This window comes from Nonomuraea sp. B208 (genome assembly GCF_057536035.1).
The window spans coordinates 264,272-290,195 of record NZ_BAAJOU010000025.1; the positions used below are offsets into that span (position 1 = coordinate 264,272).

The following is a 25,924-nucleotide window of genomic DNA, read 5'->3' on the forward strand; positions in this document are numbered from 1 at the left end:
GTTCAGGCCGGTCGGCCGGTCCTGACCCGGTCGTGCTGCTCGCGTACGACGGCGAAGCCGGCCGAGCGGTACAGCGCCACGGCGGCCTCGTTCGCGGCCGGCGTCACCACGGCGACCGCGCTCGCCCCGCGCTCGGCGAGGGCCGCGCACGCGCCCAGCACGGCGTCGCGGCCGTAGCCGTGCCCGCGGTGGTCGGGGTGGGTGCCGACCGGTTCGAGCAGCCCGCACCTGCCCGCGCCCGCGAACCAGCCGGTCGCGGCGGCGGCGGGCTCCCCTTCGGGCGTGCGCACGAGCGTCTCCACGGCCAGCTCGCCCGCCGGCGACCGCTTCATCGCGTGCCACCGCTCGACGGTGAACGTCGAGCCCTCGAACGCGGCCCGCTGGACCAGCACGCGGTCGGCCGCGTCGTCCGCGCCGACCGGCTCCCCATGGTCCGGCACCGGGCGCGGCGTCCACGACATGACCAGCCACGGCGCGTCCTGGTCGAGCTCCCAGCCGGGCATCGGCAGGCCGTCGCACCAGTCGTCGCCGGGCCCCAGCGCCTCCTCGGCGTCGGCGGCGAGCGCCTCCAGGTCGGCGCCGGGCGCGGCCGTCACGCGCAGCACGGGACCGTCGAGGAAGCCGGCCGCCACCGGCTCACCGTCGTCGAGCCAGAGCAGGACGGCCGCGTCGTCGAAGCGCAGGTACCAGCCCACGTCCCCGGGATGGAGGCCGCCGCCCGGCACGTCGGCGGGCGTCCACGCGCACAGCGCCCGCAGCGCCGGGCCGGTCTCCGCGGGGGTCAGGCGACGGCGTACGAGCGAGGGCATGGACGGCAGCCTAGCCCGGCCTGCTCTCCTGAGACAGGGGCGCACAGTCCGGCACGTGGTCCCGCAGGCCCAGGCGGCTCTCGTAGATGCCGACCTTGTAGGTGATCAGCTTGAGGCATTCGTCCAGCTCGTGCCTCTGGGCGAGCACGCGTTCGCGGTGTTCGCGCAGCACCTCGAGCCGTTCGGCCTCGTTGCCCTGGCCCGCCCTGACGAGCTCGGTGTAACGCCGGATGTCGGTCAGGGGCATGCCGGAGGCCCGCAGCCGGATGCACACGCCGAGCCAGTCGACGTCGTCCTCGTCGTAGACGCGGTGTCCCGCGGCGCCTCGGCGTACCGGCTGGGCCAGCAGCCCCTCCCGCTCGTAGAACCGGAGGGTGTGCACGCTGAGCCCGGTGCGTTCGGCGACCTGGCCGATGCTCAAACCCGACATGTCATTCAGTTTGCCTTAGAGTGCGCTCTAGATCCTACGGTTCGGATCATGAGATATCGCATCCTCGGCGGCACCGGCATCGAGGTCAGCACCTACTGCCTCGGCACCATGATGTTCGGCGCGGCCGGCAACCCCGACCACGACGACAGCATCCGCGTCATCCATACCGCGCTCGACCACGGCGTCAACTTCGTCGACACCGCCGACATGTACTCGGCGGGCGAGTCGGAGGAGATCGTGGGCAAGGCGCTGCAGGGCCGGCGCGACGACGTGGTGCTGGCGACCAAGGTGCACTTCCCGATGGGCGAGGGGCCCAACCGGGGCGGCAACTCGCGGCGCTGGATCACGCGCGCGGTCGAGGCGAGTCTCAGGCGGCTGCGTACGGACTGGATCGACCTCTACCAGATCCACCGCCCCGACCACCGCACGGACATCGAGGAGACCCTCGCCGCGCTGACCGACCTGGTACGCCAGGGCAAGATCCGGGCCTTCGGCAGCTCGGCCTTCCCCGCGCACGAGACGGTCGAGGCCTACCACGTGGCCCGGCAGCGCGGTCTGTACCGGTTCCGTACGGAGCAGCCGCCGTACAACATCCTGGCCCGCGGCATCGAGGGCGACGTCCTTCCCACGGCGCAGCGGCTCGGCATGGGCGTGCTCACCTACAGCCCGCTGGGCTGGGGGTTCCTGACCGGCCGCTACCGCAAGGGCCGGGAGATCGACCTGTCGCGGGGCCGCGCCGCCCGCGCTCCCGAGCGGTTCGACCCGTCGATCCCGGTCAACGCCGCCAAGCTGGAGGTCGTCGAGGGGCTGGTGAAGCTGGCGGACGAGCTCGGCCGCACCCTGCCGGAGCTGGCCGTCGCCTTCGCCGCCTCGCACCCGGCGGTCACCTCGGTGATCCTCGGGCCTCGTACGATGGAGCAGCTGGAGGGCCTGCTGAAGGGGCGCCTCGCTGGTGCTCGACGACGCCGTGCTCGACCGGATCGACGAGCTCGTGCCTCCCGGCACCAACGTCTACCAGCCGATCGCCCTCTGGAGCCCCCCGCCCCTGACCGACCCCGCGCTGCGCCGCCGCCCGCTCGGCGACCGCGCCGCGAGCTGACGGCAAGGAGCCTTCAACGGCTCCCCGGGGAGTCGGGCAGTCGCAGGGCCGCCGTCGCCGCGACGAGCAGGGCCAGGAGCAGGACGATCGCCAGGAAGACCTGGCCGTGCAGGCCGAGGACGAACAGGGTCCGGCCGGCGAACTCCGGATCGTAGGTGGCGGTGCCGGGGAACAGCAGCGCGCCGATCATGCCGAGCCACGGCGTGGCCAGGATGACGGCGGCCAGCGACAGTGTGTTCCTGGTCGGCCGGAGCGCGAGAGCCAGGCCGGTGAGGCCGAGGAGCACGGTCATCACCATGTACTGGGCGTCGTGGAACTTGGCGTGCGGCGGCCAGGCCGGATTGAAGGCGTGCTGGGCCGCGAGGTCGGGGATGACCGCGTCGGCGAGCACGGCGCTGACGGTCGTGATCGCCGCGACGGCGATGATCAGGATTCTCGGGAGCGGCATCAGGGCGTCCAGGTGTACGCGGGCGCGAGCGAGCGACTGAAGAGCGCGCCGGGCAGGAGAGGGAGGACCGTGTCGCGCAGGGCGGTCACGGGGGTGGAGGTCCAGTGCGCGGCGGCGCCGGCCTGGCGTGATCGGCGGGCGATCAGTTGCGTACGCGGCCTGCGGGCCCGGTCGTAGGCCGCGAGCCCCGGTCGCACGCCCAAGGTGCTCACCGCGTGCGCGAGCGTGACGGCGTCCTCCAGCGCCTGGCAGGCGCCCTGGCCGAGATTGGGGGTCATGGCGTGGGCCGCGTCACCGAGCACGGCGACGTTCCCGCTGACGTAGGAGGGCAGGGCGGGCAGCTCGTAGGTGTCATGCTGCATCACGGCCTCCGGCGGCGTGGAGCCGAGCAACGCGGGGACGGGCCGGTGCCAGCGCGCGTAGCGCTCGCGCAACTCGTCCAGCCCGATGCGGGAGCCGGCCGGGGCGTTGGCCATCAGATAGCAGTAGACGCGGCCGTCGGGCATCGGCACGTGCCCGAACCGTTCCCCCTTGCCCCATGTCTCCACGCTGCCTTCGACGGGCTGAGGCGGGGCGACGAGCCGCCAGGTCGTGTAGCCGACGTAGCGCGGCCCGGGGAGGGCCGGCCAGAGGGAGCGCCGGGTCACGCTGTGCACCCCGTCGGCCCCCACCACGAGGTCGGCGGTGGAGACGCCGTCACTGTGGTGGACCGTGCCGTCGGGGCGTACCCGCCGGACGTCGACGCCGGGCCGTAACGCCTCGGGCGGCACCGCCGCGCGCAGCAGATCGACCAGGGTGGCCCGGTACACCGTCGCCCACGGGCCGAAGCGGCGCTTGAGCTCGTCCACGTCGTTGCGGACGAGCCACTGCCCCCGGCTGTTGCGGATGCCGGCGGGCGGGTCGGCCGGCCCGCCGCCGCGCAGGTGGTCGCCCAGACCGAGGGCGTCCAGCGCGCGCAGGCCGTTGGGCTGGATGGTGAGCCCCGCCCCCACCTCGGTGAAGGCGGCGGCGCGTTCGAGGACCTCCACCTCCAGGCCGCGCTGGTGGAAGGCGGCGGCCGTGGCGAGCCCGCCGATGCCGCCTCCCACGATGATGACCTTCACGTCGCGTGTCGTGCCGGCCATGTCAGGAGTCCCTGTTCCGCCGGACGTGAGCGTACCTGGACATTCCCCACCACACGGCCACGATCAGCACCATCGACAGGAGGATCCACCACTGGGGTTCCATGCACTCTCCTTAGAGCCTCTAAATTGCTTAGTAGCATTAAGGAAGCATAGATGCTCTAAGATGTCAAAGGCCCAGCGGGAACTCGGCGCGTCGGTGCCAACGGTCGCCGTCGCAGACGAAGAGGGTGATCGATGTGACGGACGCGGCGAGAGGCAGTCGCGCGGTCAGCGTGGCCTCCACCTCGTCGTACACGTGTTCCGCCTGGCGGTGGGCGACGGTCAGGTGCGGGACGATGTCCGCGAACCGCCCCCCGTAAGGCGGCGCTTCCGGCCACCGCGCGGCGACGGCCTCGGTCAGCTCGCGAAAGGGCCGATCGGGCGTCGGGGCGAGATAGAGCGCATCAGGGAAGCGCCCGCACCTGTCGAATTGGACGGTGAACGGCCCACGCTCGCCGATCAGCGCTCTCAGGTCGTCCATGGTCGCGGCGTCGAGGCGGTCGAGGTCGAGGAACGGCACGAGCACGGTCACGTGCGCGGGCACCCCGGCCGCTGCCACCGCGTCGAACTGCCTCCGCCAAGGCCCCACCAGCGGTTCGGCCTCTCCCACCACGGCCAGCAGGGCCGTCTCGCCCGCTCTGTAAGCACCATCCGACATGGCCGGATGATGACAAGAGCCACCAAGCGGATCAACCAGTTAAAGCGGCATTAGGCTGGGGCGATGACCGCGTCCCCGCCGCCCGGCGGCGTTGTGTTCGAGGCGGGCGAACTGGAAGCCCGCTGGGCGGACGCCTGGCACCCGCGCCAGGTCGCGGAGCGGCTGGACGGGATCGGCACGCCCTGGTACGTCGCCGCCGGATGGGCGCTCGACCTGTTCCGCGGCGTACGGTCACGGCCGCACGGCGACCTGGAGATCGCGGTGCCCGCGGCGAGGTTCCCGGAGATCCGTGCCCGTTTCCCCGAGTTCGCGTTCGACGCGATCGGCTCGGGGCTGGTCTGGCCGGAGGCGGGAGCCGACGCGCTGGCGGCCACGCACCAGACCTGGCTGCGCGACCCGGCGACCGGCCGGTTCCTGCTGGACGTCTTCCGCGAGCCGCACGACGGCGGGACGTGGGTCTGCCGGCGGGACGAGCGGCTGCGGCTGCCGTACGAGGAGATCATCGAGCGGACGGCGGACGGGGTCCCGTACCTGGTGCCGGAGCTGGTGCTGCTGTTCAAGGCGAAGGCGGTGCGTCCCAAGGACCAGGCGGACTTCGACGGGGTGCTGCCGCTGCTGAGCCGGGCGCGGCGGGACGCCCTCGGCGAGTGGCTGCAGCTCGTGCACCCCGGGCATCCGTGGCTGGCGAAGCTGACGGGGTGAGCGCGCGATCGGCGTGCGACCCCGGCTCGTACCATGTCGACGTGGGATCGACCAGGCCGCCATGGAAGATCACGCTCCCGTCGCGTCCCGCCGGCCTGCCCGGGGTCACGATGGCGGGCTTCAGCGACCGCGCCAACGAGCTCACCGACATCGCGCTGGTGCCGCACCCCGCCGTCACCGTGCTGTTCGACCTCGGTGACGAGCCGTTCGTCGTCGAGGACGGCCGCGGCGCGCGGCAGCGGGAGCGCGTCGTCGCCGGCCTCGCGCCCGACCGGGCCCGCGGACGGGGGCCGGCCAGGAGCGCGGAATGCCTGCAGGTACGCCTCTCGCCGATCGTCGCCCATGCCGTGCTGGGCGGCGCGTCCGCGGAGCTGGGCGGGACGGTGGCCGCGCTCGACGACCTGTGGGGACGCGAGGCCCTGCTGACCCAGGAACGCCTGCGTGAAGCCCGCTCCTGGCAGGAGCGCTTCGCGATCGCGGAGAGCGCGCTCGTCCGCAGGGCCGACCCGCGCCGGGCGGTCGACCCGGAGGTGGCCTTCTCCTGGCGGCGGATGGTGGCCGGTCGAGGCCGGGTACGCGTCGGGCGGCTGGTCGCCGAGACCGGCTGGAGCCGTAAGCGCCTGTGGTCCCGCTTCCGCGGCCAGATCGGCCTCACGCCCAAACGGGTCGCCCAGCTCATCCGCTTCGACCACGCGGCCCACCGCCTGGCCGCCGGGCAGCGGGCCGCCTCGGTGGCGGCCGAGAGCGGCTACGCCGACCAGTCCCACCTGAACAGGGACGTCATGGCCTTCGCCGGGATGACGCCGACGGCGGTCGCGCGCTCGCCGTTCCTCGCGATCGACGACGTCGCCTGGCCCCCGTCCGCGTGACCGGAAAAGGGTTGGACGGGATGACGGCCGGGCTTGTAGCGTGCAGGCGACCGTGACGCCGCCCGAGGAGGTGAGACCCATGAACGCTGTATCGCCGTGGGTGCTCCCCCTTCCCGTCACGGCCGGGCGATTGACGTAGGTGTCGCCGGGAGCGCCCAGCCAACAAGGCACTCCCCGAAAGGCAACACCTATGCACTCTTCCCCCTTCGACGTGATCATCGCCGGGTGCGGTCCGACCGGCGCGATGCTGGCCGCCGAGCTGCGGCTGCACGACGTACGAGTCCTCGTCCTGGAGAAGGAGACCGAGCCCAAGTCGTTCGTCCGCATCGTCAGCCTGCACGCCCGCAGCCTGGAGCTGATGGCGATGCGCGGACTGCTGGACCGCCTGCTCCCGCACGGGCGACGGCGTCCGGCGGGCGGCGTCTTCGCCGCCATCGCCAAACCCGCGCCCAAGAGCCTCGATTCCGCGTACGCCTACCTGCTGGGCATCCCGCAGCCCGTCGTCGAACGCCTGCTGGAGGAGCACGCGACCGAGCTGGGCGCGCAGGTCCGACGCGGCTGCACGGTCACCGGTCTCAGCCAGGACGACGAGGGCGTGACCGTCGAGCTGGCCGACGGCGAACGGCTGCGTACGCGCTATCTGGTCGGCTGTGACGGCGCGCGCAGCACCGTACGCAAACTGCTCGGCATCGGCTTCCCCGGCGAGCCCTCACGGTCCGACACGCTGATGGGCGAGATGGAAGTGGGCGTCCCGCCGGAGGAGGTCGCCGCCAGGACGGCCGAGCTCCGCGAGACCCATCGGCGATTCTGGCTCCGGCCCTTCGGCGAACGGGTCTACAGCGTCCTGGTCCCCGCCGCGGAGGTCAGCGACCGCGCGCAACCGCCCACCCTCGACGACTTCCGGCAGCAGTTGCGCGCCATTGCCGGCACCGACTTCGGCGTGCACTCCCCGCGCTGGCTGTCCCGCTTCGGGGACGCCACCCGGCTGGCCGAACACTACCGGGCCGGGCGGGTGCTGCTGGCCGGCGACGCGGCGCACATCCACCCGCCCATCGGCGGCCAGGGCCTCAACCTGGGCGTCCAGGACGCCGTCAACCTCGGCTGGAAACTGGCCGCGCAGATCCGCGGCTGGGCCCCGGACCCGCTGCTGGACACCTACGAGGCCGAACGCCGTCCGGTCGCCGAGGACGTCCTGGACAACACCCGCGCCCAGACGGAACTGCTGTCCCCCGAGCCCGGCCCGCAGGCCGTCCGCAGGCTGCTCACCGAACTGATGGACTTCGAGGAGGTGAACCGCCACCTGATCGAGAAGATCACCGCGACCGCCGTCCGCTACGACTTCGGCCCGGGCCCCGACCTCCTCGGCCGCCGCCTGCCCGACCTCGCCGTGAAACAGGGCCACCTCTACGACCTGCTGCACCGTGGCCGCGGCCTGCTGCTGGACCGCACCGGACACCTGACCGCCGGCGACTGGTCCGACCGCGTCGACCACCTCGCCGACCCCTCTGCGGAACTGGACGTCCCGTGCGTCCTGCTCCGCCCCGACGGCCACGTCGCCTGGATCGGCGACGACCAGCAGGACCTGGACGACCATCTCTTCCGCTGGTACGGCAAGCCCGCCGCCCAGGCGCCCACGATCAGTTGAGGCCGGTGAGATCGTACGCGACGTCGGCCGGCCTGATCGCGCGGATCTGGGGGTCGTCGATCAGGGCGCGGAGGCCGGCGACGCGGGCGTGCTGGGTGACATAGGCGTACGCCAGGCCATCGGCGGCCGACTCGCGCAGCAGCTCCAGCCTCAGCCCGAATTTCTCCAGGCTGACCGCGTCATGATCGCGTAGGCCGCCGACCCAGCGACGGAACCCGGCCAGCCCGTTCCTGGAGAGCTCGGCGGCGGCGAGCTTCGGGACGTCGCCTTGCGGCGCGTCGGGCAGACGGGTGTCCAAGCGCCAGCTGATGGGGGTCCCACCGGCCCGATAGATCGCTATCTCCGGTGGGACCCTTCGGTGTCGCTGGGCGAACGCCGAGAACTCACGCTCCCCCAACGGCTCGGCGAACTCGACCACCGCCAGGGCGTACATCGACTCGGGCAGCCGGTCCAAGATTTTCTTGGTGTCATCCTTGCCGGGCGCGTCCTGTCCGACCGAGTCATTCGAATCCGTACGGCAGCCGTCGCCGGACCTATTGACGGCCGCGCAGCAATGTCACAGTCAGCCAGATGACGGTGGGAAGGAGCAGCAGCACTACGGCGATGCCGCTCGCGACGAGAAGGGCGTCATCGCTCAACGGCGAGGAGATGAAGGCATCATCGTCGTCCATGTCCGCGACGGTATCGGAGGGACACCCGCTGGTGCGGGCCGAGCGGCGCTGAAAAGATCATCCCGTGTCCCAGCTGCGCCAGCGCGTCACAGCCCTCCTCTCCGAAGCCGGTTACCGCGGTGACGAACCGCTTGCGGTCGGGCTGGAACATCGCGGCGTTCCTCCCTTCTCCCTCACCCGGGGGCTGACCGCCACGACGCCCGTCTACGCGGCATCACTGTCCAAGCAGATGACCGCGGCCTGCGCAGCCCTGCTCGTCCGGCAGGGCGCGCTGGACGTGGAATCGCCTCTGTCGTACTGGTTGCCTCAGCTACCGGCATGGTCCGGCACCATCAGCCTGCGCCACCTCATCCATCACACGGCGGGTCTCCCCGCCGACCACAAGATCGACGCCATCACCACCGGCGACCCCGATCGGACCAGCTCGGGCATCATCCAGGCACTCACCCAGTTCCCGACCCCGGACCACCGACCAGGCACCGCCCACGTCTATTCCAACGCCGGATACGTCTGCCTCGCCGCAGCGGTGGAACGAGCGGCGAGCCTGCCGCTGCCCGATTTCGCGCAACGCCACCTCTTCGCCCCGCTGGCGATGCCGGACACCCGCTACTGGGCCGGGCCTGCCCCTGCGCCCCCGGGTGCCGCACCGCTTGCCCGGCCGCGCCCCGCCCCGCTGTCCTTGGGCGACGGAGGGGTATGGACGACCCTCAACGATCTGCTGCGCTGGGGCCAGGCGCTCAACGCCGACGAACTCGGCATCTCGGAGCTCCTGCAGACCCCAGGCCACCTCGATGACGGAGCACCACTCGACTACGCCTGGGGCATCGGCGTCCGCGCACACGGCGCGTACCGCGTCTATCGGCACGGAGGAGGCTGGACGGGCCTGCGCAACCTGCACGCCCGAGTGCCGGAGCTGGACCTGACCATGGCCGTCATCGCGATCAACGACCACACCGAACGCCGAGTCCCGGTCATCAACGGCCTCCTCGACGAGGTCACCTCTTCCCCATGACCGTCGCGAGCACGCCGTGCCGCCACGACCGATACCGGCGAAGAACCAGGCCGCTACAAGGAGACAGCCAGAGGACCGCACCGGCAGGCACGCGAGGTCTGGGCGGCACTCCTGGCATTCCACGTCCCCAGCACCAGAACCAGCGCGCAGTTCGCGCCGCCGAGCGGAAACACCGCTTTCGTAGACCTCGCAATGAGCAGGCCGCGTGACTCGTGACCGCCGTACCTCTGCAACGCCCTACCGCAGCCATATGGGAGGCTCGCGACCGTGACCGAACCAGAAGATCCCAAGACGGACTGGCGCCGCCACGAGACTCCCGAGGCCATCGGACTGGCGGGCCTCATCGCCATCGTCCTGGGCGTACTGCTGGCCATCGTCCAGGTGAACACCAAATCGAGTGATTCGCCTTTGTGGGTGACCGTCTTCATCGGGATCGCCCTCATAGGCGTTGGCCTTCGCATCGAGGCCGCGATCCGCGACCGGTCCCGACGCTGAACCAAGAGGAGGGCGTCATCGGCCCACTCTCGTGTGCGATCATCGTGATCATGTCATCGATCAGAAAGGGCCATGCCGCGTAGGCGCCCTTCCGAGGTCCGTGCACCGGAATCGGCGTGCGGGACCCACAGAGCTGTGATCCATCATGTTCCCGGGCTTGGTCGTCGTCCCATGGCCCCGGTGATCGCCCTCGAACACACCCGCATGTGGCCCGGCGCGGTGGCGGCCGCCCTGGTGGCTTGGCAGGAGGCGGCCCTGGTCGGGACCGCTGACCGCGTCTTCGCCAGGTGCGCGTGCTGTGAGTGCAGCGGTGAGGCTCCCCGCCGGCGGCTGCAACAGGCTCTCATCGGCTTACCGCCGTGGGCCAGGGGGCATCTGTATGCCTTGGTCCTGCCCGTCGACCTGTATTACCTCCGCCGGACCCATGGCCAGGATCGACGTCAGCGCTCGTGGATGGTCTGGTCGCGGCCGGACTGGTAGACGCGGCCGTGACCGCTCGCGGTCGCCTTCATCACCAGTGAGCCGATCCGGTCCTGGTCGGCGGGCTGCAGCGCCGGGGTGAGCACCTCGTCCAGCACCCGTCGCAGCTCGCCCGCCAGTGACGGGTCGGTGCGCAGCAGTTGCTGCAGCCGGACCTGCCAGGAGCCGGTCAGCGCCTGCTCGGTGTCGGCGTCGCCCTCACCGCGGGCCCGCAGCACCTGCTCGCGTACCTCGGTCAGCTCGGCCTCGACCACCTCGGCCTGCTCGGGGCGGGCGCGGCGCCACAACGCCACCGCGCCGTCGCGGGCCGACTGCCAGGCGTCGGTGGCCATGGCCGTCACCAGGGCGGTGCCCGCGGCCAGGACGATCGGATCCATGTGAACCCCTCTCGCGCCGGAGGAACAGTCCCTCAGGGTAGAGGGAACCGCCCGAGCGGGCGAGAGGGAGCACAACGGCTCAGAGTTGCTCGCCGAGCTTGAAGCCGTGCTCGATGTCGCCCTTACGGGTGTAGGAGAAGCCGTCCGCGCCGACCGTCACCTCCATCTCCTTGGCGTCCGTGCGCTCGACGAGCGGCACCGGGTCGCCGTCCAGGTCGAGCACCGCCGAGGCGTCGGTGTACCAGCTCGGGACGACCGGGTTGCCCCACCAGTCGCGGCGCTGGTTGTCGTGGACGTCCCACGTCACGAGCGGGTTGTCGGGGTCGCCGGTCCAGTAGTCCTGCGTGTAGATCTCCACGCGGTGACCGTCGGGGTCGAGGATGTAGAGGTAGAACGCGTTCGAGACGCCGTGGCGGCCCGGCCCGCGCTCGATCCGGTCGGAGACCCGCAGGGCGCCCATCTTGTCGCAGATGGCGAGGATGTTGTGCTTCTCGTGGGCGGCGAAGGCGACGTGGTGCAGGCGCGGGCCGTCGCCGCCGGTCATGGCGGTGTCGTGGACGCTCGGCTTGCGGCGCATCCACGCGGCGTAGACGGTGCCCTCGGCGTCCTCGATGTCCTCGGTCACCCGGAAGCCGAGGTCCACCATGTGCTTCGCGGCGCGCGGGACGTCCGGCACGACCTGGTTGAAGTGGTCGAGCCGGGCCAGCGCCCCCGACGGCTGCAGGTCGTAGCGCCAGGTGAGGCGCTCGACGTGCTCGACCTCGTAGAAGTACTCGATGGGGAAGCCGAGCGGGTCCTGCACGCGAACCGCGTCGCCGATGCCCCTGACGAAGCCTTCCTTGCGGCGTTCGACCCGGCAGCCGAGCTCGGTGTAGAACGCGACCGCGTGGTCCAGCTCCTCAGGGGAGCGCACCCGGTACGCCAGCGCGGCCACGGCGGGCACCGGCCCCTGGCGCAGGACCAGGTTGTGGTGGATGAACTCCTCGAACGTCCGCAGGTAGAGCTCGTTCTCGGTCTCCTCGGTGACGACGAGGCCGAGCAGGTCGACGTAGAACTCACGCGACTTCTGCAGGTCGGTGACGACCAGCTCCAGGTACGCGCACCGCACGATGTCGGGCGCCGGAGCCTTGGGGGTGGGGATGTCGGTGGTCACGGTGCTTGCCTTTCTCATTGGGCCCGGCCGAACCGCGGGGTGTGGGCGTCGTTCAGGGTGATGTGGACCGCCTGCTGGTCGGTGTAGAAGTCGATGGACCGGTAGCCGCCCTCGTGGCCGAGACCGGACGCCTTCACGCCGCCGAACGGGGTGCGCAGGTCGCGCACGTTGTTGGAGTTGAGCCAGACCATGCCGGCGTCGATGCTCTGCGAGAACGTGTGGGCGCGCCTGAGATCGTTCGTCCAGACGTAGGCCGCGAGGCCGTACTTGACCCCGTTGGCGAGCCGGAGCGCCTCCTCCTCGCTGTCGAACGGCGTCAGCGCGACGACCGGGCCGAAGATCTCTTCCTGGAAGATCCGGGCGTCCGGCCGGACGTCGGCGAAGACGGTCGGGGCGACGTAGTTGCCCTCAGGCAGCCCTTCAGGGCGGCCGCCGCCCGCGACCAGCCGGGCCTCCTCCTTGCCGAGCTCGACGTAGCTCATGACCTTGGCGAAGTGCTCGGGGTGGACGAGCGCGCCGACCTCGGTCGCGGGGTCGTGCGGGTCGCCGACGACGATGTTGAGGGCGCGCTCGGCATAACGCGCCACGAACTCGTCGTAGATGGAACGCTCCACGAGGACGCGGCTGCCGGCCGTGCACCGTTCGCCGTTGAGCGAGAACACCCCGAACACGGTCGCGTCCAGCGCCGCTTCCAGGTCCGCGTCGGCGAAGACCACGGCCGGCGACTTGCCGCCGAGCTCCATGGAGAGCCCCTTGAGGTACGGCGCCGCGTTACCGAAGATGATCTGCCCGGTGCCGCTCTCCCCCGTGAACGAGATCAGCGGCACGTCGGGATGCTTCACCAGCGCGTCCCCGGCGTCCTCGCCGAACCCGTTCACCAGGTTGAAGACGCCGTCGGGCAGGCCCGCCTCGCGGAAGATCTCGGCCCAGAGCGAGGCCGACAGCGGGGTGAACTCGGCGGGCTTGAGCACGACGGTGTTGCCGGTGGCCAGCGCCGGGGCGAGCTTCCACGACTCCAGCATGAAGGGGGTGTTCCACGGCGTGATGAGGCCCGCGACGCCCTTGGGCTTGCGGTTCACGTAGTTCACCTGGCGGCCGGGCACCTTGTACGTGTCGTCGCGCTGGGCGACGATCAGGTCCGCGAAGAACCGGAAGTTCTCGGCGGCGCGCTGGGCCTGGCCGAGCGCCTGGGTGATCGGCAGGCCGGTGTCCCACGTCTCCAGCTCGGCGAGCCGCTTGTCCTCGGCCTCGACCAGGTCGGCCACCCGGTGCAGGATCCGCGCGCGCCGGCGGGGCGGCAGCGTCGGCCAGGGCCCGTCGAAGGCCCGCCGCGCGGCGGCCACCGCGCGGTCGATGTCGGCCTTCTTGCCGGCCGCCGCTTCGACGTAGACCTGGTTGGTGGCGGGGTTGAGCACCTCGAAGGTGTCGCCGTCGGCGCTGTCGACGAACGTCCCGTCGATGAAGTGCCGGAGGCGGTCCGGCAGCCCCTCGGGGGCGGGTCTCATGGCTTCTCCTGGGTCGGGGTGAGGTCGGTGGATCGGCGGTCGGCCTGGTAGGCCAGCACCGCGTTCAGGGTGCCGAGCCGGTGGTCACGGGCCGCGAGTTCGATGGTGAGCGGCGTCTCGCCGGCCTCGATGAGCCGCAGCAGCGCCTCGTGCTCGGCCACGGACTCGTGCGCCCGCCCGGGTACGAACCCGAAGACGGACTCGCGCAGCACCGTGAGCCGCTTCCAGCCGCGGTGGACCAGGTCGACGAGGTGCGGGTTGGGGCACTCCGCGAAGAGCACCGCGTGGAAGTCGCGGTTGAGCTCGGTGAAGCGGCGCGGGTCCAGGCTCTCCAAGGACTCGGCCAGCCGGTCGTTGATCGCCCGGGCCCGGGCGAGGTGGTCGCCGCCGATCCGGGGCGCCGACAGCGCGGTCGCGGCTCCCTCCACGAGGGCGAGCGTCTGCATGGTGTGCAGGTACTCCTGCTCGTGCATGAAGGCGACCTGGGCCCCGATGTTGCGTTCGAAGGTCACCAGGCCCTCCGCTTCGAGCAGGCGGATCGCCTCCCGCACGGGGACCGGGCTGACGCCGGTCCGCCGCGCGATGGCGTCGAGGACCAGGCGGTGGCCGGGCGGGAACTCGCCGTTCTCGATGCGCTCGCGGATCCAGGCGTAGACGATCTGGGACTTGCTCCGGGTCACCGGCGCTCCTCGCGGTAGCGCCGGCGCCACTCGCCGCTGAGCGGGAAGAGACCGTCGACGGGGTGGCCCTCGGCCACCCGTCCGGCGACCCACGCGTCCTCCGCCTCCTGGGCGGCGGCCGCGTCGGCGACCTGCGCGACGAGCTGCCGCGGGATGACGACCACGCCGTCGTCGTCGCCGACGATCACGTCACCGGGCAGCACGGCCGCGCCGCCGCAGGTGATGGCGGTGTCGGTCTCCCACGGGACGTGCCGGCGGCCGAGCACGGAGGGGTGGACGCCTTTGGCGAAGGCCGGGATGCCGATGGCGGCCACGGCGGCCGAGTCGCGCGCGGCCCCGTCCGTGACGATCCCGGCCGCGCCCAGCACCTTCGCGCGCAGCGCGAGGACGTCGCCGACGGTGCCGGCGCTCGCGTCGTCGCGCGCCTCGATCACCAGCACCTCGCCCTCGGCGAGCGAGTCGAAGGCCCGCTTCTGGGCGTTGTGGCCGCCGCCGTGCGACTCGAACAGGTCGGGCCGGTACGCGACGAAACGCAGGGTCCGGGCGGTCCCGATCATCTTCGTGCCGGGGACCAGCGGGTGGACGCCGTCGATGGAGGCGTGCGGATGGCCCAGTTTGCGCAGTTGCGCGCTGATCGTCGCCACGGCGGCCGACGCGAGCTTCGCGCGCAGTTCCTCGGTCAGGATGGACGGCGCGACCCCCGCCGCCTCGGCGTCGCCCCAGGCCTCGATCCGCTGCCGGTCGTCGACCCGGGGCTGGGCGCCGTACGGGGCGAACGGCGTCGTCCCCTGCACCACCCGGGTGACCAGGCGGCCGGTGCTGGGCGCGCCGGGAGCCGTCGGCGCGTCCACCTCGACCTCGACCACGTCGCCGGGGGCCGCGACGGAGGAGCCGGCCGGCGTGCCGGTCAGGATGACGTCGCCGGGCTCAAGGGTGATGAGCTGGGACAGGTCGGCCACGAGCGTGCCGAAAGGGAAGGCCAGGTCCGCGGTCGTGTCGTCCTGCTTGAGCACCCCGTTGACCCAGGTGCGCACGCGCAGCGCCGCGGGGTCCACCGACGCCGCCGGGATCACCTCCGGGCCCAGCGGGGTGAACCCGTCTCCTCCCTTGTTGCGCAGGTTCGAGCCCTTGTCCACGTGGCGGAGGTCGTAGACGCCCCAGTCGTTGGCGGCGGTGATCCCCGAGATCGACGCCCACCCCTCCTCGGGCGTGACCCGGCGGGTCCTGGTGCCGACGATCAGCGCGATCTCGCCCTCGTACGCCAGCAGCTCCGTGCCGGCCGGCCGCTCGATGACGTCGCCGCTCGCGGCCACCGACGAGGGCGGCTTGAGGAAGAACGACGGGAACTCCGGCACGCGCCCGCGCTGCGCGATGCGGGACGGGTAGTTGAGGTGCAGCGCGATGATCTTGCCGGGCCTCGGGAGCGCGCTCACCGGACCTCCTCGATGAAGTCGGCGGCGAGCCTCTCGCTCCCGCGGGCGAGCAGTTGCACGTCGGCGCCGACGAGGACGAAGTCGGCGCCGGCGGTCAGGTAGCGCCGGGCGAGCGCCGGCGCGAAGGCGTTGAGCCCGGCCTTGACCCCGGCCGCCCTGGCCGCCCGCAGGCAGTGCTCGACGGCGGCGACGACCTCGGGGTGGTCCTGCTCGCCGAGCACGCCCATCGAGGCCGCCAGGTCGGCCGGCCCGACGAAGACGCCGTCCACTCCTGGCGTGGAGACGATGGCCTCGACGTTCTCCACCGCCGCCGCGGACTCGATCTGGACGTAGAGCGAGAGGGTCGTACGGGCGGTGCGCAGGTAGTCGGGCACCCGGCTCCAGCGGGACGCGCGTGCCAGGGCGCTGCCCACTCCCCTGACCCCGTGCGGCGGGTACGCGACCGTCCGCACCATCGCCGCGGCCTGCTCGGCGGTGTCGACCATCGGGATCAGCAGGTTCTGCGCGCCCAGGTCGAGGTACTGCTTGATGACGACGGGATCACCGACCGGCGGGCGCACCATCGGGGTCACCGGGTAACCGTGGACGGCCTGCAGCTGGGCGAGCAGGGACTCCGGGCCGTTCGGGCTGTGCTCGGCGTCGATCAGCAGCCAGTCGAGCCCGCTGCCCGCGCAGATCTCGGCGACCAGCGGGCTGCCGCTGCACACCCACATGCCGACCAGCGGCCGGCGGGCCGCGGCGAGGGCGTCGCGGAAGGTGGGCGCTACTTGAAGCGGCACGTGATCGCTCCCAGGTCGCCGTAGTCCGCGTGGACGGTGTCGCCGCGCTCCAGCCACATCGGCCGCGTGAACGAACCCGACAGGATGATCTCCCCGGCTGCGAGCGACGTCCCGTGCTGGGCGAGCTTGTTCGCGAGCCAGGCCACGCCCGCGGCCGGGTGGTTGAGCACGCCCGCGGCGACGCCGGTCTCCTCGATGGTCTCGTTCCTGTAGAGCAGGGCGCTCACCCGGCGCAGGTCCACCGCGTCGGCTGCGACGGGGCGGCCGCCGACGACCATGACGCCCATGGCCGCGTTGTCGCTGATCGTGTCGACGACGGTCCGGCCCCGCAGCTCGACGTGCGAGTTGAGGATCTCCAGGGCCGGGACGACGTACTTGGTGGCGTCGAGGACGTCGAACAGGGTGCAGGACGGGCCGGTGAGCGGCTTGTCCAGCACGAAGGCCAGCTCGACCTCGACCCGTACGTTGGAGAAGTCGTCGTAGGCGAGGACGGCGCCGTTCTCGAGGACCATGTCGTCGAAGATCACGCCGTAGTCGGGCTCGGTGATCCCGGTGGCGGCCTGCATGGCCTTCGAGGTCAGTCCGATCTTGTGGCCGACGATCCGGTGGCCCGCCTCGGCCCGGCGCGCGGCCCACAGGGCCTGGACGGCGTAGGCGTCCTCGATGTCCATCCCGGGGTGGCGGGCGGTCAGGAGCGGTACGACGCGCCGCTCGCGGTCGGCGGCGAGCAGGTCGTCCACGATCCGCTCGATCTCTTCTCTCTGAAGCACCGGCTTCACTCTCCGTTCGCGGTCGATCGCGACGAGACCATATACGATTTCGCACCCCTATGGAACCTATTAAACATGTTTAATATGCAGTATCGTCTCTCGCTACTTGCAGGAGGGGAGCCGCTTTGATGACCGCGACGCAACTCGACCGGCCGCTGGACACCCGGGCCGAGGCGCCGTACCTGACGCTTCGCGTCGTGACCCTGCACTGGGAGGCGGCCGGGATCGTCTCCGTCGTGCTGGGCGCGGACGACGGCGCGGCTCTGCCCGCCTGGACGCCGGGCGCGCACCTCGACGTCGAGCTGGCGCCGGGCCTGGTCCGGCAGTACTCGCTCAGCGGCGACCCCGACGACGGCTCGGCCTACCGGATCACCGTCGCCCTTCAGCAGGACGGCCGCGGCGGCTCGAAGCACGTGCACGAGCGGCTGCGGATCGGCGAGCTGCTCAAGGTGAGCGCGCCGCGCAGCACCTTCCCCTTCGTCGACGCCCCCCGCTACGTCTTCCTGGCGGGCGGCATCGGCGTCACCCCGCTGCTGCCGATGATGCGGCGGGCCACCGCCGAGGGAAGGCCCTGGGTCCTGCACCTCGCCGCCCGTTCGCGCCGGTCCGTACCGTTCCGCGACGAGCTCGGCGGCGGCACCGGGACCGTCCGGCTGTGCCTCTCGGACGAGGGACAGCGCCTCGACCTGCGTGACGCCGTGGCGAGCGCGGACCCGTCGGCCGCGGTCTACTGCTGCGGCCCCGAACGCATGCTGACCGAGGTGGAGCGGCACGCCCGCGACCTCGGGCGCGAGGTCAGGGTCGAGCGCTTCCAGGCCAAGACGCTGAGCGCGCCGAAGCGCCAGGGAGCCTTCGTGGTGCGGTGCGCGCGCTCGCAGCGGGCCGTCACGGTCGAGCCCGAGCAGTCGATCCTCGACGCCCTCGCGACCGCCGGCGTCGAGGTGCCGTCCTCCTGCCGCGAGGGCGTCTGCGGCACCTGCGAGCTGCCCGTGCTGAGCGGCGCGGTCGAGCACCGCGACTCGATCCTCACCGACGCCGAGAAGCAGGCGAACGAAACGATGCTGGTCTGCGTCTCGCGGGCCCTGACAGAGGAGCTGGAACTCGATGTCTGATGCGATGACGTCTGATGCGATGACGACCCCCGCCGCCGACACGGGGACCGCGTACGGGCTGAGACTCGGCGGCCCGCTGAACGATCTCGCCCAGGTCGGCCCCGGCACGCCGTTCGGCGAGGTGCTGCGCCGCTACTGGCACCCGATCTCGAAGGCGGAGAAGGTCACCACCACCCCGCGCCGGGTCAAGGTGCTGGGCGAGGAGCTCATCCTCTTCCGCACCGGCCGCGGCGTGCCCTCCCTGCTGCACCCGCGCTGCATCCACCGCGGCGCCTCGCTCTACTACGGCGGCGTGGAGGAGGACGGCATCCGCTGCTGCTACCACGGCTGGCTCTTCGACCCGCAGGGCCACTGCCTGGAGCAGCCGTGCGAGCCCGACCTCGGCCGCCACCGCGACAAGGTCCGTCAGCCCTGGTACCCCGTGCAGGAGCGGTACGGGCTGGTGTGGGCCTACATGGGCCCCGCGGACAAGAAGCCCGTCCTGCCGCGTTACGACGTCTTCGAGGACGTCCCCGAGGCCCGGCACCTCATCGTCAACGACGCGGGCGTGGGCGGCGGCGGGCCGGAGGTGCTGGACTTCAACTGGCTGCAGCACTGGGAGAACGTGATGGACCCGTTCCACGTGCCGATCCTGCACGCCCGGTTCAGCGGTGAGCAGTTCACCCCCGAGATGGGCGTGATCCCCGAGGTCACGTTCGAGTACACCCCGGTCGGGGTCAGCTCCACCCAGATCAGGGTGCTCGACGGCAGGAGGGCGCTGCGCCGGCGGACCGAGGTCATGTTCCCCAACCTGCGCGTCGTGCCCAGCCCCCGGCTCACGCCCGGCCAGACCAACCTCATCGGGTGGGTGGTGCCCGAGGACGACACCACGTTCCGCATCTTCACCCTCGCGGTCCACGAGGACCCCGACTTCCTGGGCAAGCTCCGCTCCACCTTCGGCGGCAAGCGGTGGGCCGAGCTCACCGAGGAGGAGCACCGGCGCATGCCGGGCGACTACGAGGCGCAGAAGAGCCAGGGGCCGATCTCGCTGCACTCCGAGGACCACCTCACCACCACCGACCAGGGCGTGGCGATGCTGCGCCGGCTGATGGCCAAGCAGGTCCGCGCCGTCGCCGCCGGTCAGGACCCGATCGGCGTGATCCGCGACCCCGCCGACGAGGTGGTCACCATCACCGGTGGCAACTTCTTCCTCGACGAGGAGGAAGCGGTGGCGGAGGGGCTCGTCGATGCCTAGCTCCGTCGCGCTGCTGGCGAAGTACACGCCGGCGGCCGTCGCCTCCGATACGCCGCTGGCCGTGCTCGGCGTGGACGGCGTCGTCGTCCTCGAAGGCGCGGCGCGCGTCCCCGCCCGGCTGGTGCGTCTCTCCGCGCGCGGGAAGTGGACGCGCGACCTGCGGGTGCCCGAGGGCACCCGCGAGGCCGTCGCCCACCTCGCGAGCCGCTACAGCGTCGTCTGGGCGTCGGAGTGGGGGCCGAACGCGCATGTCGCGCTGGCCGGCGTGCTCGGGCTGCCCGCCACGCCGTGGCCCTATCTGCCGGTGCAGTTCGACAAGCTGGCCGCCATCCGGCAGTACGCCGGCGACCGGCCCTGGGTGTGGATCGACGACCCGGTGGTGGACCTGACCCCGCTGCCCGACGACCCGGGCGGCGTCGTCGTCCGGGTCGACCCGGAACGGGGCCTCGTGGGACTCGACCTCGCCGCGATCGACGAGGCGGTCTCAGCTCACGGGGCCTCGACGACCAGGAAGTCGTCGTAGACGGTCTGGTGACGCCGGACGGCCTCCGCCGTGGCGGCCCGGTCGCCCGAGACGATGGCCCCGACCAGCTCCTCGTGGATCTCCAGCCGGACCCGGGAGTTGGGCGGGATGCCGTCGTCGGCGACGTAGAAGTCGTCGTGCGACTCGACGTAGGCCAGCAGGCTGAGATAGACCGTCTTCAGCACCGGGTTGGGGACGATCTCCGCGATCCGGCGGTGCAGCCGCCAGTTGGCGCGCAGCCCGGCCACCCGGTCGCTCCAGGTCGCCCGCAGCTCGTCGAGCAGCCGGCCGAGGTCTTCGACGTCGGCCTCGGAACGGTGCTCGGCCGCCGCCTGCGCGACGGCGGGCTCCAGGGCGTCGATCACGCGGACGCAGTCGATCGCGGTGCTCGTCACGTCCTGGAGGTTGAGGAACCCGTTGCCGATCACGGCCTGCGCCGTGGGCTGGGCGACGAAGACGCCGCCCTGGGGGCCGGTGCGCGTCGTGATCAGGCCCTTGGCCTCAAGGACGCGCACCGCCTCGGCGACGGTCGCCGGCGCCACGCCGTATTTGCCGGCCAGCTCGGTGCGGGTGCCGAGCCGGCTGCCCACGCGGAGCCGCCCCTCGACGATGCCGTCCTCGATCTCGGAGGCGACGGCGTCGACGGCCGAGCGGCGGCGGGGAACAGCTCGTGCGACAGACATGGTGCCTCCAGTATCTCAGGCCGGCGGCACCCGGGCAGCACGGGTGGTTCAGCCGGTTCCTCCGGGCAGGCCGACCACCGTCTTGGTCTCCAGGAACTCCTCGATGCCGTAGCGGCCGCCCTCCCGGCCGACGCCCGAGCGCTTGTAGCCGCCGAAGGGCGCCGCGACGTTGAGCCCCGCGCCGTTGATGCTCACCATCCCCGTACGCAGGCGGCGGGCCACCGCCAGGGCCCGCGCCGGGTCGCTCGACCACACGCCGCCCGACAGGCCGTAGTCGGAGTCGTTGGCGATGGCGACCGCCTCGTCCTCCGTGGCGTAGCTCATGATCGACAGGACCGGGCCGAAGATCTCCTCGCGGGCGATCGTCATCTCCGGGCGCACGTCCGAGAAGATCGTCGGGGTGACGTACGCGCCCGGCCCCTCCGCCTCCTCGCCGCCCGCGATGAGCCGCGCGCCTTCCGCGCGGCCGGCGCGGATGTAGTCCTGGACGATCCCCTGCTGCCGCCGCGACGCCTGCGGGCCGAGCCTGGTCGCGGGGTCGGACGGCGGTCCCGGCACCCACCCGGACGCCGCCTCGATCGCCAGCCGCTCGACCTCGCCGAGCAGGTGCGCGGGGACGAGCAGCCGGGTCAGCGCGGCGCAGATCTGCCCCGCGTTCGCGAAGCACCCGCCGACCGCCTGCGGAATGACGGACTGGAGGTCGGCGTCGTCGAGCACGATGCCGGCCGACTTGCCGCCGAGCTCCAGGGTGACCTTCTTGATCGTGGGGGCGGCCAGCTCGGCCACCCGTGCTCCCGCCCGTACGGACCCGGTGAGGGTCACCACGTCCACCAGGGGATGCGTGACCAGCGACTCCCCGGTGCCGGGGCCGTCGCCCGGCAGCAGGTTGAACACGCCGGCGGGCGCGCCCGCCGCCTGCACGATCTCGGCGAAGACGTAGGCGTCCAGCGGGGTCAGCTCGCTCGGCTTCAGCACCACCGTGCAGCCCGCCACCAGGGCCGCGCCCACCTTGAGCGCGATCTGGTGCAGCGGGAAGTTCCACGGCGTGATCGCGGCGACCACGCCGGCCGGCTCGCGCAGCACGAGAGCGCCGCCGACGACCTCCTCGGCCGCGTAGGCGCGGCCGGCCTTGACGATCTCGTCGAGGTCGGCCAGCGCGACGCCGAGCTGCGCCTGCCTGGCGAACGTGATCGGGGTCCCCATCTGGAGCGTGAGCAGCCCGGCCAGCTCCTCCCGCCGCTCCTCGACGCCGGCCCTGATCCGCTCGACCAGGGCGATCCGCTCCGTCCAGGGGACCTGGGACCAGGCGGGGAACGCCGCCGCGGCGGCCCTGACCGCGGCGTCGACGTCCTCGGCCGAGGCGACCGGCACGCGTCCCGCCAGCTGGCCGGTGGCCGGGTCGATCACCTCGATCGGCCGGGCGTCGCCGCGCGCGGCCACCCACTCGCCGCCGATCAGCAGGTCGTCGCGCTCGATCATGACTGCTCCTGCGGTACGGGACGCGGCACGCCCTCGTGGATCAGGTGCCAGGGTCCGGGGAACTCGCCGACGGGCGCCTCCACGAGCACCGGCTCACCGGCGGCCAGCGCCTCCTTCAGCACCGTCTCCAGCTCCTCGGGGCCGTTCGCCCGGGCGGCGGCCACGCCGAAGGCGTCGGCGAGCTTGGCGTAGTCGGGGTTGACCAGGTCGCTGGCGAAGTAGCGGGCGCCGAAGCGGTTGCGCTGGATCCGCCGGACGTTGCCGAAGAAGCCGTCGTGGAAGACCACCGTCACCGTGGCCAGGCCGTACTTCTTGGCGGTGGAGAGCTCCTGGAGCGTCCAGGAGAAGCCGCCGTCGCCGGTGATGGAGACGACCGGCCGGTCCGGGTCGGCCGCCTTGACGCCGAGCGCGGTGGCGAAGCCGTAGCCGAGCGTGCCCTGGTAGCCGGGCGTCAGGTACGTACGCGGCCGATAGGTCGGATAGCAGGCGTTGGCCGCGTAGCCGACCTGGGTCAGCTCGCTGACCAGCACGCCGTCGTCCGGCAGCGCGGCGCGGATCGCCCGCAGGTAGGCCCGCTGCGGCTCGATGTCGGCGTACTGCTCCTCCAGCCACTCCCGCGCCGCCGCGAACTCGGCCGTACGGGACTCGCGCTCCACCCCGCGCAGCTCCTCGGCCAGCGCCGCGAGGGCCAGCCGGGCGTCGCCGTGCACGGCGAGGTCGGGGGTGCGGGGCTCGCCGAGGTCGGCGGCCTCGGCGTTGATCAGGACCAGCCGGGCCCCCGCCGTGTTCACCTGGGAGCTGAACGCGGTCACGAACCGGGTGCCGACCGCGAGCACCACGTCGGCGTCCTCGCGCAGCCGCCGGAACGCGAGCGCGTCGAACGCGAGCGGATGCCGGGCCGAGATGGCGCCGCGGCCGTTCTCGCTCACCACGACCGGCGCCTGGAGGATCTCCGCCAGCTCGCGCAGCTCCTCCGAGGCGCCGGCGGCGATCACGCCGCCGCCCGCGTAGATGAGCGGCCGGCGGGAGCCGCGGAGCAGCTCGGCGACGCCGTCGATCAGCTTGTGGTCCGGCACGACGGGAGCGGCCTCGGCGGCGCCGGGAATCCGCACGTCGGCCCGCGCGGCGAGCACGTCCGGCGGGATCTCCAGGGCGACCGGGCGGGGCCGCCCGGAACGCATCTCGGCGAAGGCGCGGTGGACCAGGCCCGGGATGTCCCCGGGACGCGCGGCGAAGCCGTTCCACTTGGTGAGGGTGCGCAGGATGCCGCTCTGGTCGGGGATCTCGTGCAGCGCGCCGAGCCCTCTGCCGAGCGCCGCCGAGTCGATCTGGCCGCTGAGGTAGAGCATCGGGGACGAGCAGGCGTACGCGGTGGCGAGGCCGGCCAGGCCGTTGAGCATGCCCGGCCCCGGCACCACCATCGCGACGCCGGGCCGGCCCGTGGAGCGGGCGTAGCCGTCGGCCATGTACGTGGCGGCCTGCTCGTTGCGCACACAGGTGAAGGCGATGTCATCGCTCGCGTGGTAAAGCGCGTCGGCCGCGTGATCGAGTTGCACGCCGGGGATGCCGAATATCTGGCTGACGCCATTGGCCACCAGCGAGCGGGCGAGAGCCTCGCCGCCCGTCATGTCCATGAAGCTCCTTAGATCAGGTAAACCATGTATATGGTTATGGCAGTTGGAGGATAGTGTCAACCATTTGTATGGTTCTCATGGATCCAGGACGCGTGACGAGACTCCACAGGCGCGGCAGAAGATCTACAGTTGACAGGTCGCCGTCCAGAGGGAAGCCGGAATGCCCAACGCAGACAAGGTCACCCAGGTGGCCTTCGATCGCAGCGATGCGCGATCGTCGATCGCCGAGACGCTGGTGGAGCGCCTCGAGAACGCGATCCGCCGCAACCACCTCGCCCCGGGCCACCGCCTGGGCACCAAGGACGAGCTGCGCCAGCAGTTCGGGGTCGCGCCCGCCACGCTGGCCGAGGCGATCCGCGTGCTGCGGCTGCGCGGCGTCCTCGACGTGCGGCCGGGGCCCGGCGGCGGCCTCTTCGTCGCCGAGCAGTCGCCTCTGGTGCGGCTCGGCCACGACATGCTGCAGCTCGGCGCCGACGGCGCATCGGCCAAGCACTGCCTGGCCGTCCTGGACGTGCTCGACCAGGAGGTGGCGCTCGACGCGGCCGCCCACCGCACCGAGCAGGACATCAGCGAGCTGACCGAGCTGGTCGAGCAGCTGCGGCGGTCCTGGCCGGACCCGGCCGAGGCCCAGCGCTGCGTCTGGGACCTGCACCGCAGGCTCGCCCTGATCTCGCCCAACGTGCTGCTGCGCACCATGTACATCCGGCTGGTCGACTACATCACCGGCGACCTGTCCTCCGCGATCACCGCCGAGGACTTCCGCGTCGGCTCGGCCGACCGGCTGCAGGTGCACGTGGACCTGGCCGAAGCGGTCATCCGGGGCGACCAGCGCGGCGCCGAGGCGATGGCGCTGCGCCACCGTGGGCTGGAGCGCGACGACCGCTGACCCCGAAACCTGGAAGGAGGGCCGGCGCCGGAAGGGCGCCGGCCCTCCGCATGTTGTGCGAAGGCTGAAACCATTATATAGATTTACCTGATTATTGCGCACAGGAGGAGTGAGATGACCGTCAAGCACCGTGCCGCCATCGACACGTTGGTCGCCTACAAGCCGGGCAGGGCTCCCGCGGCCGGCCGTCCCAAGGTCAAGCTCTCTTCCAACGAGATGCCGTTCGGGCCCCTGCCGTCCGTGCTGGACGCCATCGCGCGGGCCGCCACGACGCTGAACCGCTACCCCGACTTCCACCGCCTGGACCTGACCGAGGCGCTGGCGGCCCGGCACGGCGTGGATCCCTCGCAGGTGGTCGTGGACAACGGCTCGGGCGCGCTGCTCCAGGTGCTGGCCTCGGTGATCGCCGGCCCCGGCGACGAGATCCTCTACGCGTGGCGGGCCTTCGAGAGCTACCCGATCGTCACCACGGTCGCGGGGGCCACCGGGGTCACCGTGCCGCTCGACGGCCGCCACACCCACGACCTGCCCGCGATGGCGGCCGCGGCGACCGACCGGACCCGGATGGTCGTGGTCTGCAACCCGAACAACCCGACCGGCACCGTCGTGTCCCGCGCCGAGCTGAACCGGCTGCTGGACGCGCTGCCCGACGACGTGCTGGTGGTGCTGGACGAGGCCTACTGGGACTTCGTCACCGACCCGGACGCGCCGTGCGGCCTCGACCTCGTCGCCGAGCGGCCCAACGTCGCCGTGCTGCGCACCTTCTCCAAGGCGTACGGGCTCGCCGGGCTGCGCGTGGGCTACTGCGTGACCAGGCCGGAGACGGCCGACCTGATCAGGAAGTCGATCGTCGGCTTCTCGGTCTCCACCCTGGCCCAGGCCGGCGCCCTCGCCTCGCTGACCCCGGAGGCCGACGTCGAGCTCAAGCAGCGCGTCGCGCACGTCGTCGAGGAGCGCGCCAGGCTGACCGGCGAGCTGGCCCGCCTGGGCGTCCCCGCGGTGCCCAGCCAGGCCAACTTCGTGTTCATGCCCATGCCGGACGGTCCCGCCAGGTTCACCGCGTTCGAGGAGCGCGGGGTGATCCTGCGGGCGTACGGCACGGACGGGCTGCGCGTCACCGTCGGCACGGCCGAGGAGAACGACCGCTTCCTCGCCCTGGCCGCGGAGCTGCTGCGGCGGTCCTGACCCCGGCGCC

The 25,924-nt window shown here is 72.1% G+C and carries 27 protein-coding genes and 1 pseudogene; 11 read left to right on the top strand and 17 right to left on the bottom strand.

Annotated features, from left to right (window positions below; translation table 11 throughout):
• Positions 1-2: 2 nt before the first annotated feature.
• On the bottom strand, positions 3-809 hold the full coding sequence (locus tag AC27IY_RS29360; protein WP_487179875.1) for a GNAT family N-acetyltransferase: 807 nt from the start codon (positions 807-809) through the stop codon (positions 3-5).
• A 10-nt stretch (positions 810-819) separates the two neighbouring features.
• Positions 820-1,239, bottom strand: a complete 420-nt coding sequence (locus AC27IY_RS29365; protein ID WP_344208083.1) for a MerR family transcriptional regulator — start codon at positions 1,237-1,239, stop codon at positions 820-822.
• Positions 1,240-1,350: 111 nt separating this feature from the next.
• Between AC27IY_RS29365 and AC27IY_RS29370 the strand changes: the two are divergent.
• Positions 1,351-2,115 (top strand): annotated as a pseudogene (locus tag AC27IY_RS29370) (aldo/keto reductase); the annotation flags it as partial.
• Positions 2,116-2,351: 236 nt separating this feature from the next.
• Here the strand turns inward: AC27IY_RS29370 and AC27IY_RS29375 are convergent.
• The 3 genes from AC27IY_RS29375 to AC27IY_RS29385 all read right to left on the bottom strand — a co-directional run bounded on the left by AC27IY_RS29375 (position 2,352) and on the right by AC27IY_RS29385 (position 4,607).
• Positions 2,352-2,786 carry a DUF6640 family protein gene (locus AC27IY_RS29375; RefSeq protein WP_423451199.1) on the bottom strand — a complete coding sequence of 145 codons (435 nt, stop codon included), beginning with the start codon at positions 2,784-2,786 and terminating at the stop codon, positions 2,352-2,354.
• On the bottom strand, positions 2,786-3,910 hold the full coding sequence (locus tag AC27IY_RS29380; RefSeq protein WP_423451200.1) for an FAD-dependent monooxygenase: 1,125 nt from the start codon (positions 3,908-3,910) through the stop codon (positions 2,786-2,788). The genes AC27IY_RS29375 and AC27IY_RS29380 overlap by 1 nt, the downstream gene beginning before the upstream one ends.
• A 166-nt stretch (positions 3,911-4,076) precedes the next feature.
• The gene (locus AC27IY_RS29385; protein ID WP_487179876.1) at positions 4,077-4,607 is read right to left on the bottom strand and encodes a 2'-5' RNA ligase family protein; all 531 of its coding nucleotides are present in this window, start codon (positions 4,605-4,607) and stop codon (positions 4,077-4,079) included.
• A gap of 63 nt (positions 4,608-4,670) precedes the next feature.
• On the opposite strand from AC27IY_RS29385, the gene AC27IY_RS29390 reads away from it, so the two are divergent.
• From AC27IY_RS29390 to rox, 3 genes are all read left to right on the top strand, one after another.
• Positions 4,671-5,309, top strand: coding sequence for a nucleotidyltransferase domain-containing protein (locus AC27IY_RS29390; RefSeq protein WP_487179877.1), 639 nt, complete (start codon positions 4,671-4,673; stop codon positions 5,307-5,309).
• 41 nt (positions 5,310-5,350) lie between these two features.
• Complete coding sequence (locus AC27IY_RS29395; RefSeq protein ID WP_423477705.1) at positions 5,351-6,178, top strand: AraC family transcriptional regulator; 828 nt, start codon at positions 5,351-5,353, stop codon at positions 6,176-6,178.
• A 190-nt stretch (positions 6,179-6,368) separates the two neighbouring features.
• The gene (rox, locus tag AC27IY_RS29400) at positions 6,369-7,823 is read left to right on the top strand and encodes a rifampin monooxygenase (RefSeq protein WP_487179878.1); all 1,455 of its coding nucleotides are present in this window, start codon (positions 6,369-6,371) and stop codon (positions 7,821-7,823) included.
• Here rox and AC27IY_RS29405 read toward each other — a convergent pair.
• Positions 7,816-8,277 carry a hypothetical protein gene (locus AC27IY_RS29405; protein WP_487179879.1) on the bottom strand — a complete coding sequence of 154 codons (462 nt, stop codon included), beginning with the start codon at positions 8,275-8,277 and terminating at the stop codon, positions 7,816-7,818. The genes rox and AC27IY_RS29405 overlap by 8 nt on opposite strands.
• Positions 8,278-8,356: 79 nt before the next feature.
• A complete protein-coding gene (locus AC27IY_RS29410; RefSeq protein WP_364459448.1) occupies positions 8,357-8,494 on the bottom strand; it encodes a hypothetical protein in 138 nt (45 codons plus the stop codon).
• 64 nt (positions 8,495-8,558) lie between these two features.
• On the opposite strand from AC27IY_RS29410, the gene AC27IY_RS29415 reads away from it, so the two are divergent.
• Both AC27IY_RS29415 and AC27IY_RS29420 read left to right on the top strand, forming a co-directional pair.
• Positions 8,559-9,506: a serine hydrolase domain-containing protein gene (locus AC27IY_RS29415; RefSeq protein WP_487179880.1), complete on the top strand. Its 948-nt coding sequence runs from the start codon at positions 8,559-8,561 to the stop codon at positions 9,504-9,506.
• A 267-nt stretch (positions 9,507-9,773) separates the two neighbouring features.
• Positions 9,774-10,001 carry a hypothetical protein gene (locus AC27IY_RS29420; protein ID WP_344208092.1) on the top strand — a complete coding sequence of 76 codons (228 nt, stop codon included), beginning with the start codon at positions 9,774-9,776 and terminating at the stop codon, positions 9,999-10,001.
• Between the two features lie 440 nt (positions 10,002-10,441).
• Here AC27IY_RS29420 and AC27IY_RS29425 read toward each other — a convergent pair whose 3' ends face one another.
• The 7 genes from AC27IY_RS29425 to hpaH form a co-directional block, all read right to left on the bottom strand.
• Positions 10,442-10,858 (bottom strand): hypothetical protein, encoded by a 417-nt coding sequence (locus tag AC27IY_RS29425; protein ID WP_371251467.1) that lies wholly within the window; start codon positions 10,856-10,858, stop codon positions 10,442-10,444.
• Positions 10,859-10,937: 79 nt separating this feature from the next.
• Positions 10,938-12,011 carry a 3,4-dihydroxyphenylacetate 2,3-dioxygenase gene (gene hpaD, locus AC27IY_RS29430; protein WP_487179881.1) on the bottom strand — a complete coding sequence of 358 codons (1,074 nt, stop codon included), beginning with the start codon at positions 12,009-12,011 and terminating at the stop codon, positions 10,938-10,940.
• 14 nt (positions 12,012-12,025) lie between these two features.
• Positions 12,026-13,516 carry a 5-carboxymethyl-2-hydroxymuconate semialdehyde dehydrogenase gene (hpaE, locus tag AC27IY_RS29435; protein ID WP_487179882.1) on the bottom strand — a complete coding sequence of 497 codons (1,491 nt, stop codon included), beginning with the start codon at positions 13,514-13,516 and terminating at the stop codon, positions 12,026-12,028.
• Entirely contained in the window at positions 13,513-14,196 is a 684-nt protein-coding gene (locus AC27IY_RS29440) for a GntR family transcriptional regulator (protein ID WP_487179883.1), read from the bottom strand. Before AC27IY_RS29440 ends, hpaE begins: the two co-directional genes overlap by 4 nt.
• Complete coding sequence (locus AC27IY_RS29445) at positions 14,193-15,629, bottom strand: fumarylacetoacetate hydrolase family protein (protein ID WP_487179884.1); 1,437 nt, start codon at positions 15,627-15,629, stop codon at positions 14,193-14,195. Before AC27IY_RS29445 ends, AC27IY_RS29440 begins: the two co-directional genes overlap by 4 nt.
• A complete protein-coding gene (locus AC27IY_RS29450; protein ID WP_487179885.1) occupies positions 15,626-16,408 on the bottom strand; it encodes an HpcH/HpaI aldolase family protein in 783 nt (260 codons plus the stop codon). Before AC27IY_RS29450 ends, AC27IY_RS29445 begins: the two co-directional genes overlap by 4 nt.
• The gene (hpaH, locus tag AC27IY_RS29455; RefSeq protein WP_487179886.1) at positions 16,393-17,178 is read right to left on the bottom strand and encodes a 2-oxo-hept-4-ene-1,7-dioate hydratase; all 786 of its coding nucleotides are present in this window, start codon (positions 17,176-17,178) and stop codon (positions 16,393-16,395) included. The genes AC27IY_RS29450 and hpaH overlap by 16 nt, the downstream gene beginning before the upstream one ends.
• 128 nt (positions 17,179-17,306) lie before the next feature.
• Here hpaH and AC27IY_RS29460 point away from each other — a divergent pair, with 128 nt between their 5' ends.
• The 3 genes from AC27IY_RS29460 to AC27IY_RS29470 are packed head-to-tail and all read left to right on the top strand — an operon-like array spanning position 17,307 to position 20,047.
• Positions 17,307-18,290 (top strand): PDR/VanB family oxidoreductase, encoded by a 984-nt coding sequence (locus tag AC27IY_RS29460; RefSeq protein WP_487179887.1) that lies wholly within the window; start codon positions 17,307-17,309, stop codon positions 18,288-18,290.
• Positions 18,283-19,524, top strand: a complete 1,242-nt coding sequence (locus tag AC27IY_RS29465; RefSeq protein ID WP_487179888.1) for a Rieske 2Fe-2S domain-containing protein — start codon at positions 18,283-18,285, stop codon at positions 19,522-19,524. The genes AC27IY_RS29460 and AC27IY_RS29465 overlap by 8 nt, the downstream gene beginning before the upstream one ends.
• Positions 19,517-20,047, top strand: coding sequence for a hypothetical protein (locus AC27IY_RS29470; protein WP_487179889.1), 531 nt, complete (start codon positions 19,517-19,519; stop codon positions 20,045-20,047). Before AC27IY_RS29465 ends, AC27IY_RS29470 begins: the two co-directional genes overlap by 8 nt.
• Here AC27IY_RS29470 and AC27IY_RS29475 read toward each other — a convergent pair.
• The 3 genes from AC27IY_RS29475 to AC27IY_RS29485 are packed head-to-tail and all read right to left on the bottom strand — an operon-like array spanning position 20,014 to position 23,843.
• A complete protein-coding gene (locus AC27IY_RS29475) occupies positions 20,014-20,730 on the bottom strand; it encodes a FadR/GntR family transcriptional regulator (protein WP_423451221.1) in 717 nt (238 codons plus the stop codon). The genes AC27IY_RS29470 and AC27IY_RS29475 overlap by 34 nt on opposite strands.
• Positions 20,731-20,778: 48 nt before the next feature.
• A complete protein-coding gene (locus tag AC27IY_RS29480) occupies positions 20,779-22,209 on the bottom strand; it encodes an aldehyde dehydrogenase family protein (RefSeq protein ID WP_487179890.1) in 1,431 nt (476 codons plus the stop codon).
• Positions 22,206-23,843, bottom strand: coding sequence for a thiamine pyrophosphate-dependent enzyme (locus AC27IY_RS29485; protein ID WP_487179891.1), 1,638 nt, complete (start codon positions 23,841-23,843; stop codon positions 22,206-22,208). The genes AC27IY_RS29480 and AC27IY_RS29485 overlap by 4 nt, the downstream gene beginning before the upstream one ends.
• A gap of 160 nt (positions 23,844-24,003) precedes the next feature.
• On the opposite strand from AC27IY_RS29485, the gene AC27IY_RS29490 reads away from it, so the two are divergent.
• Together AC27IY_RS29490 and hisC are read left to right on the top strand one after the other, a co-directional pair.
• Positions 24,004-24,729: a FadR/GntR family transcriptional regulator gene (locus tag AC27IY_RS29490; protein WP_364459378.1), complete on the top strand. Its 726-nt coding sequence runs from the start codon at positions 24,004-24,006 to the stop codon at positions 24,727-24,729.
• Positions 24,730-24,843: 114 nt separating this feature from the next.
• Positions 24,844-25,914: a histidinol-phosphate transaminase gene (hisC, locus tag AC27IY_RS29495; RefSeq protein ID WP_423477720.1), complete on the top strand. Its 1,071-nt coding sequence runs from the start codon at positions 24,844-24,846 to the stop codon at positions 25,912-25,914.
• The last annotated feature ends 10 nt before the right edge of the window (positions 25,915-25,924 follow it).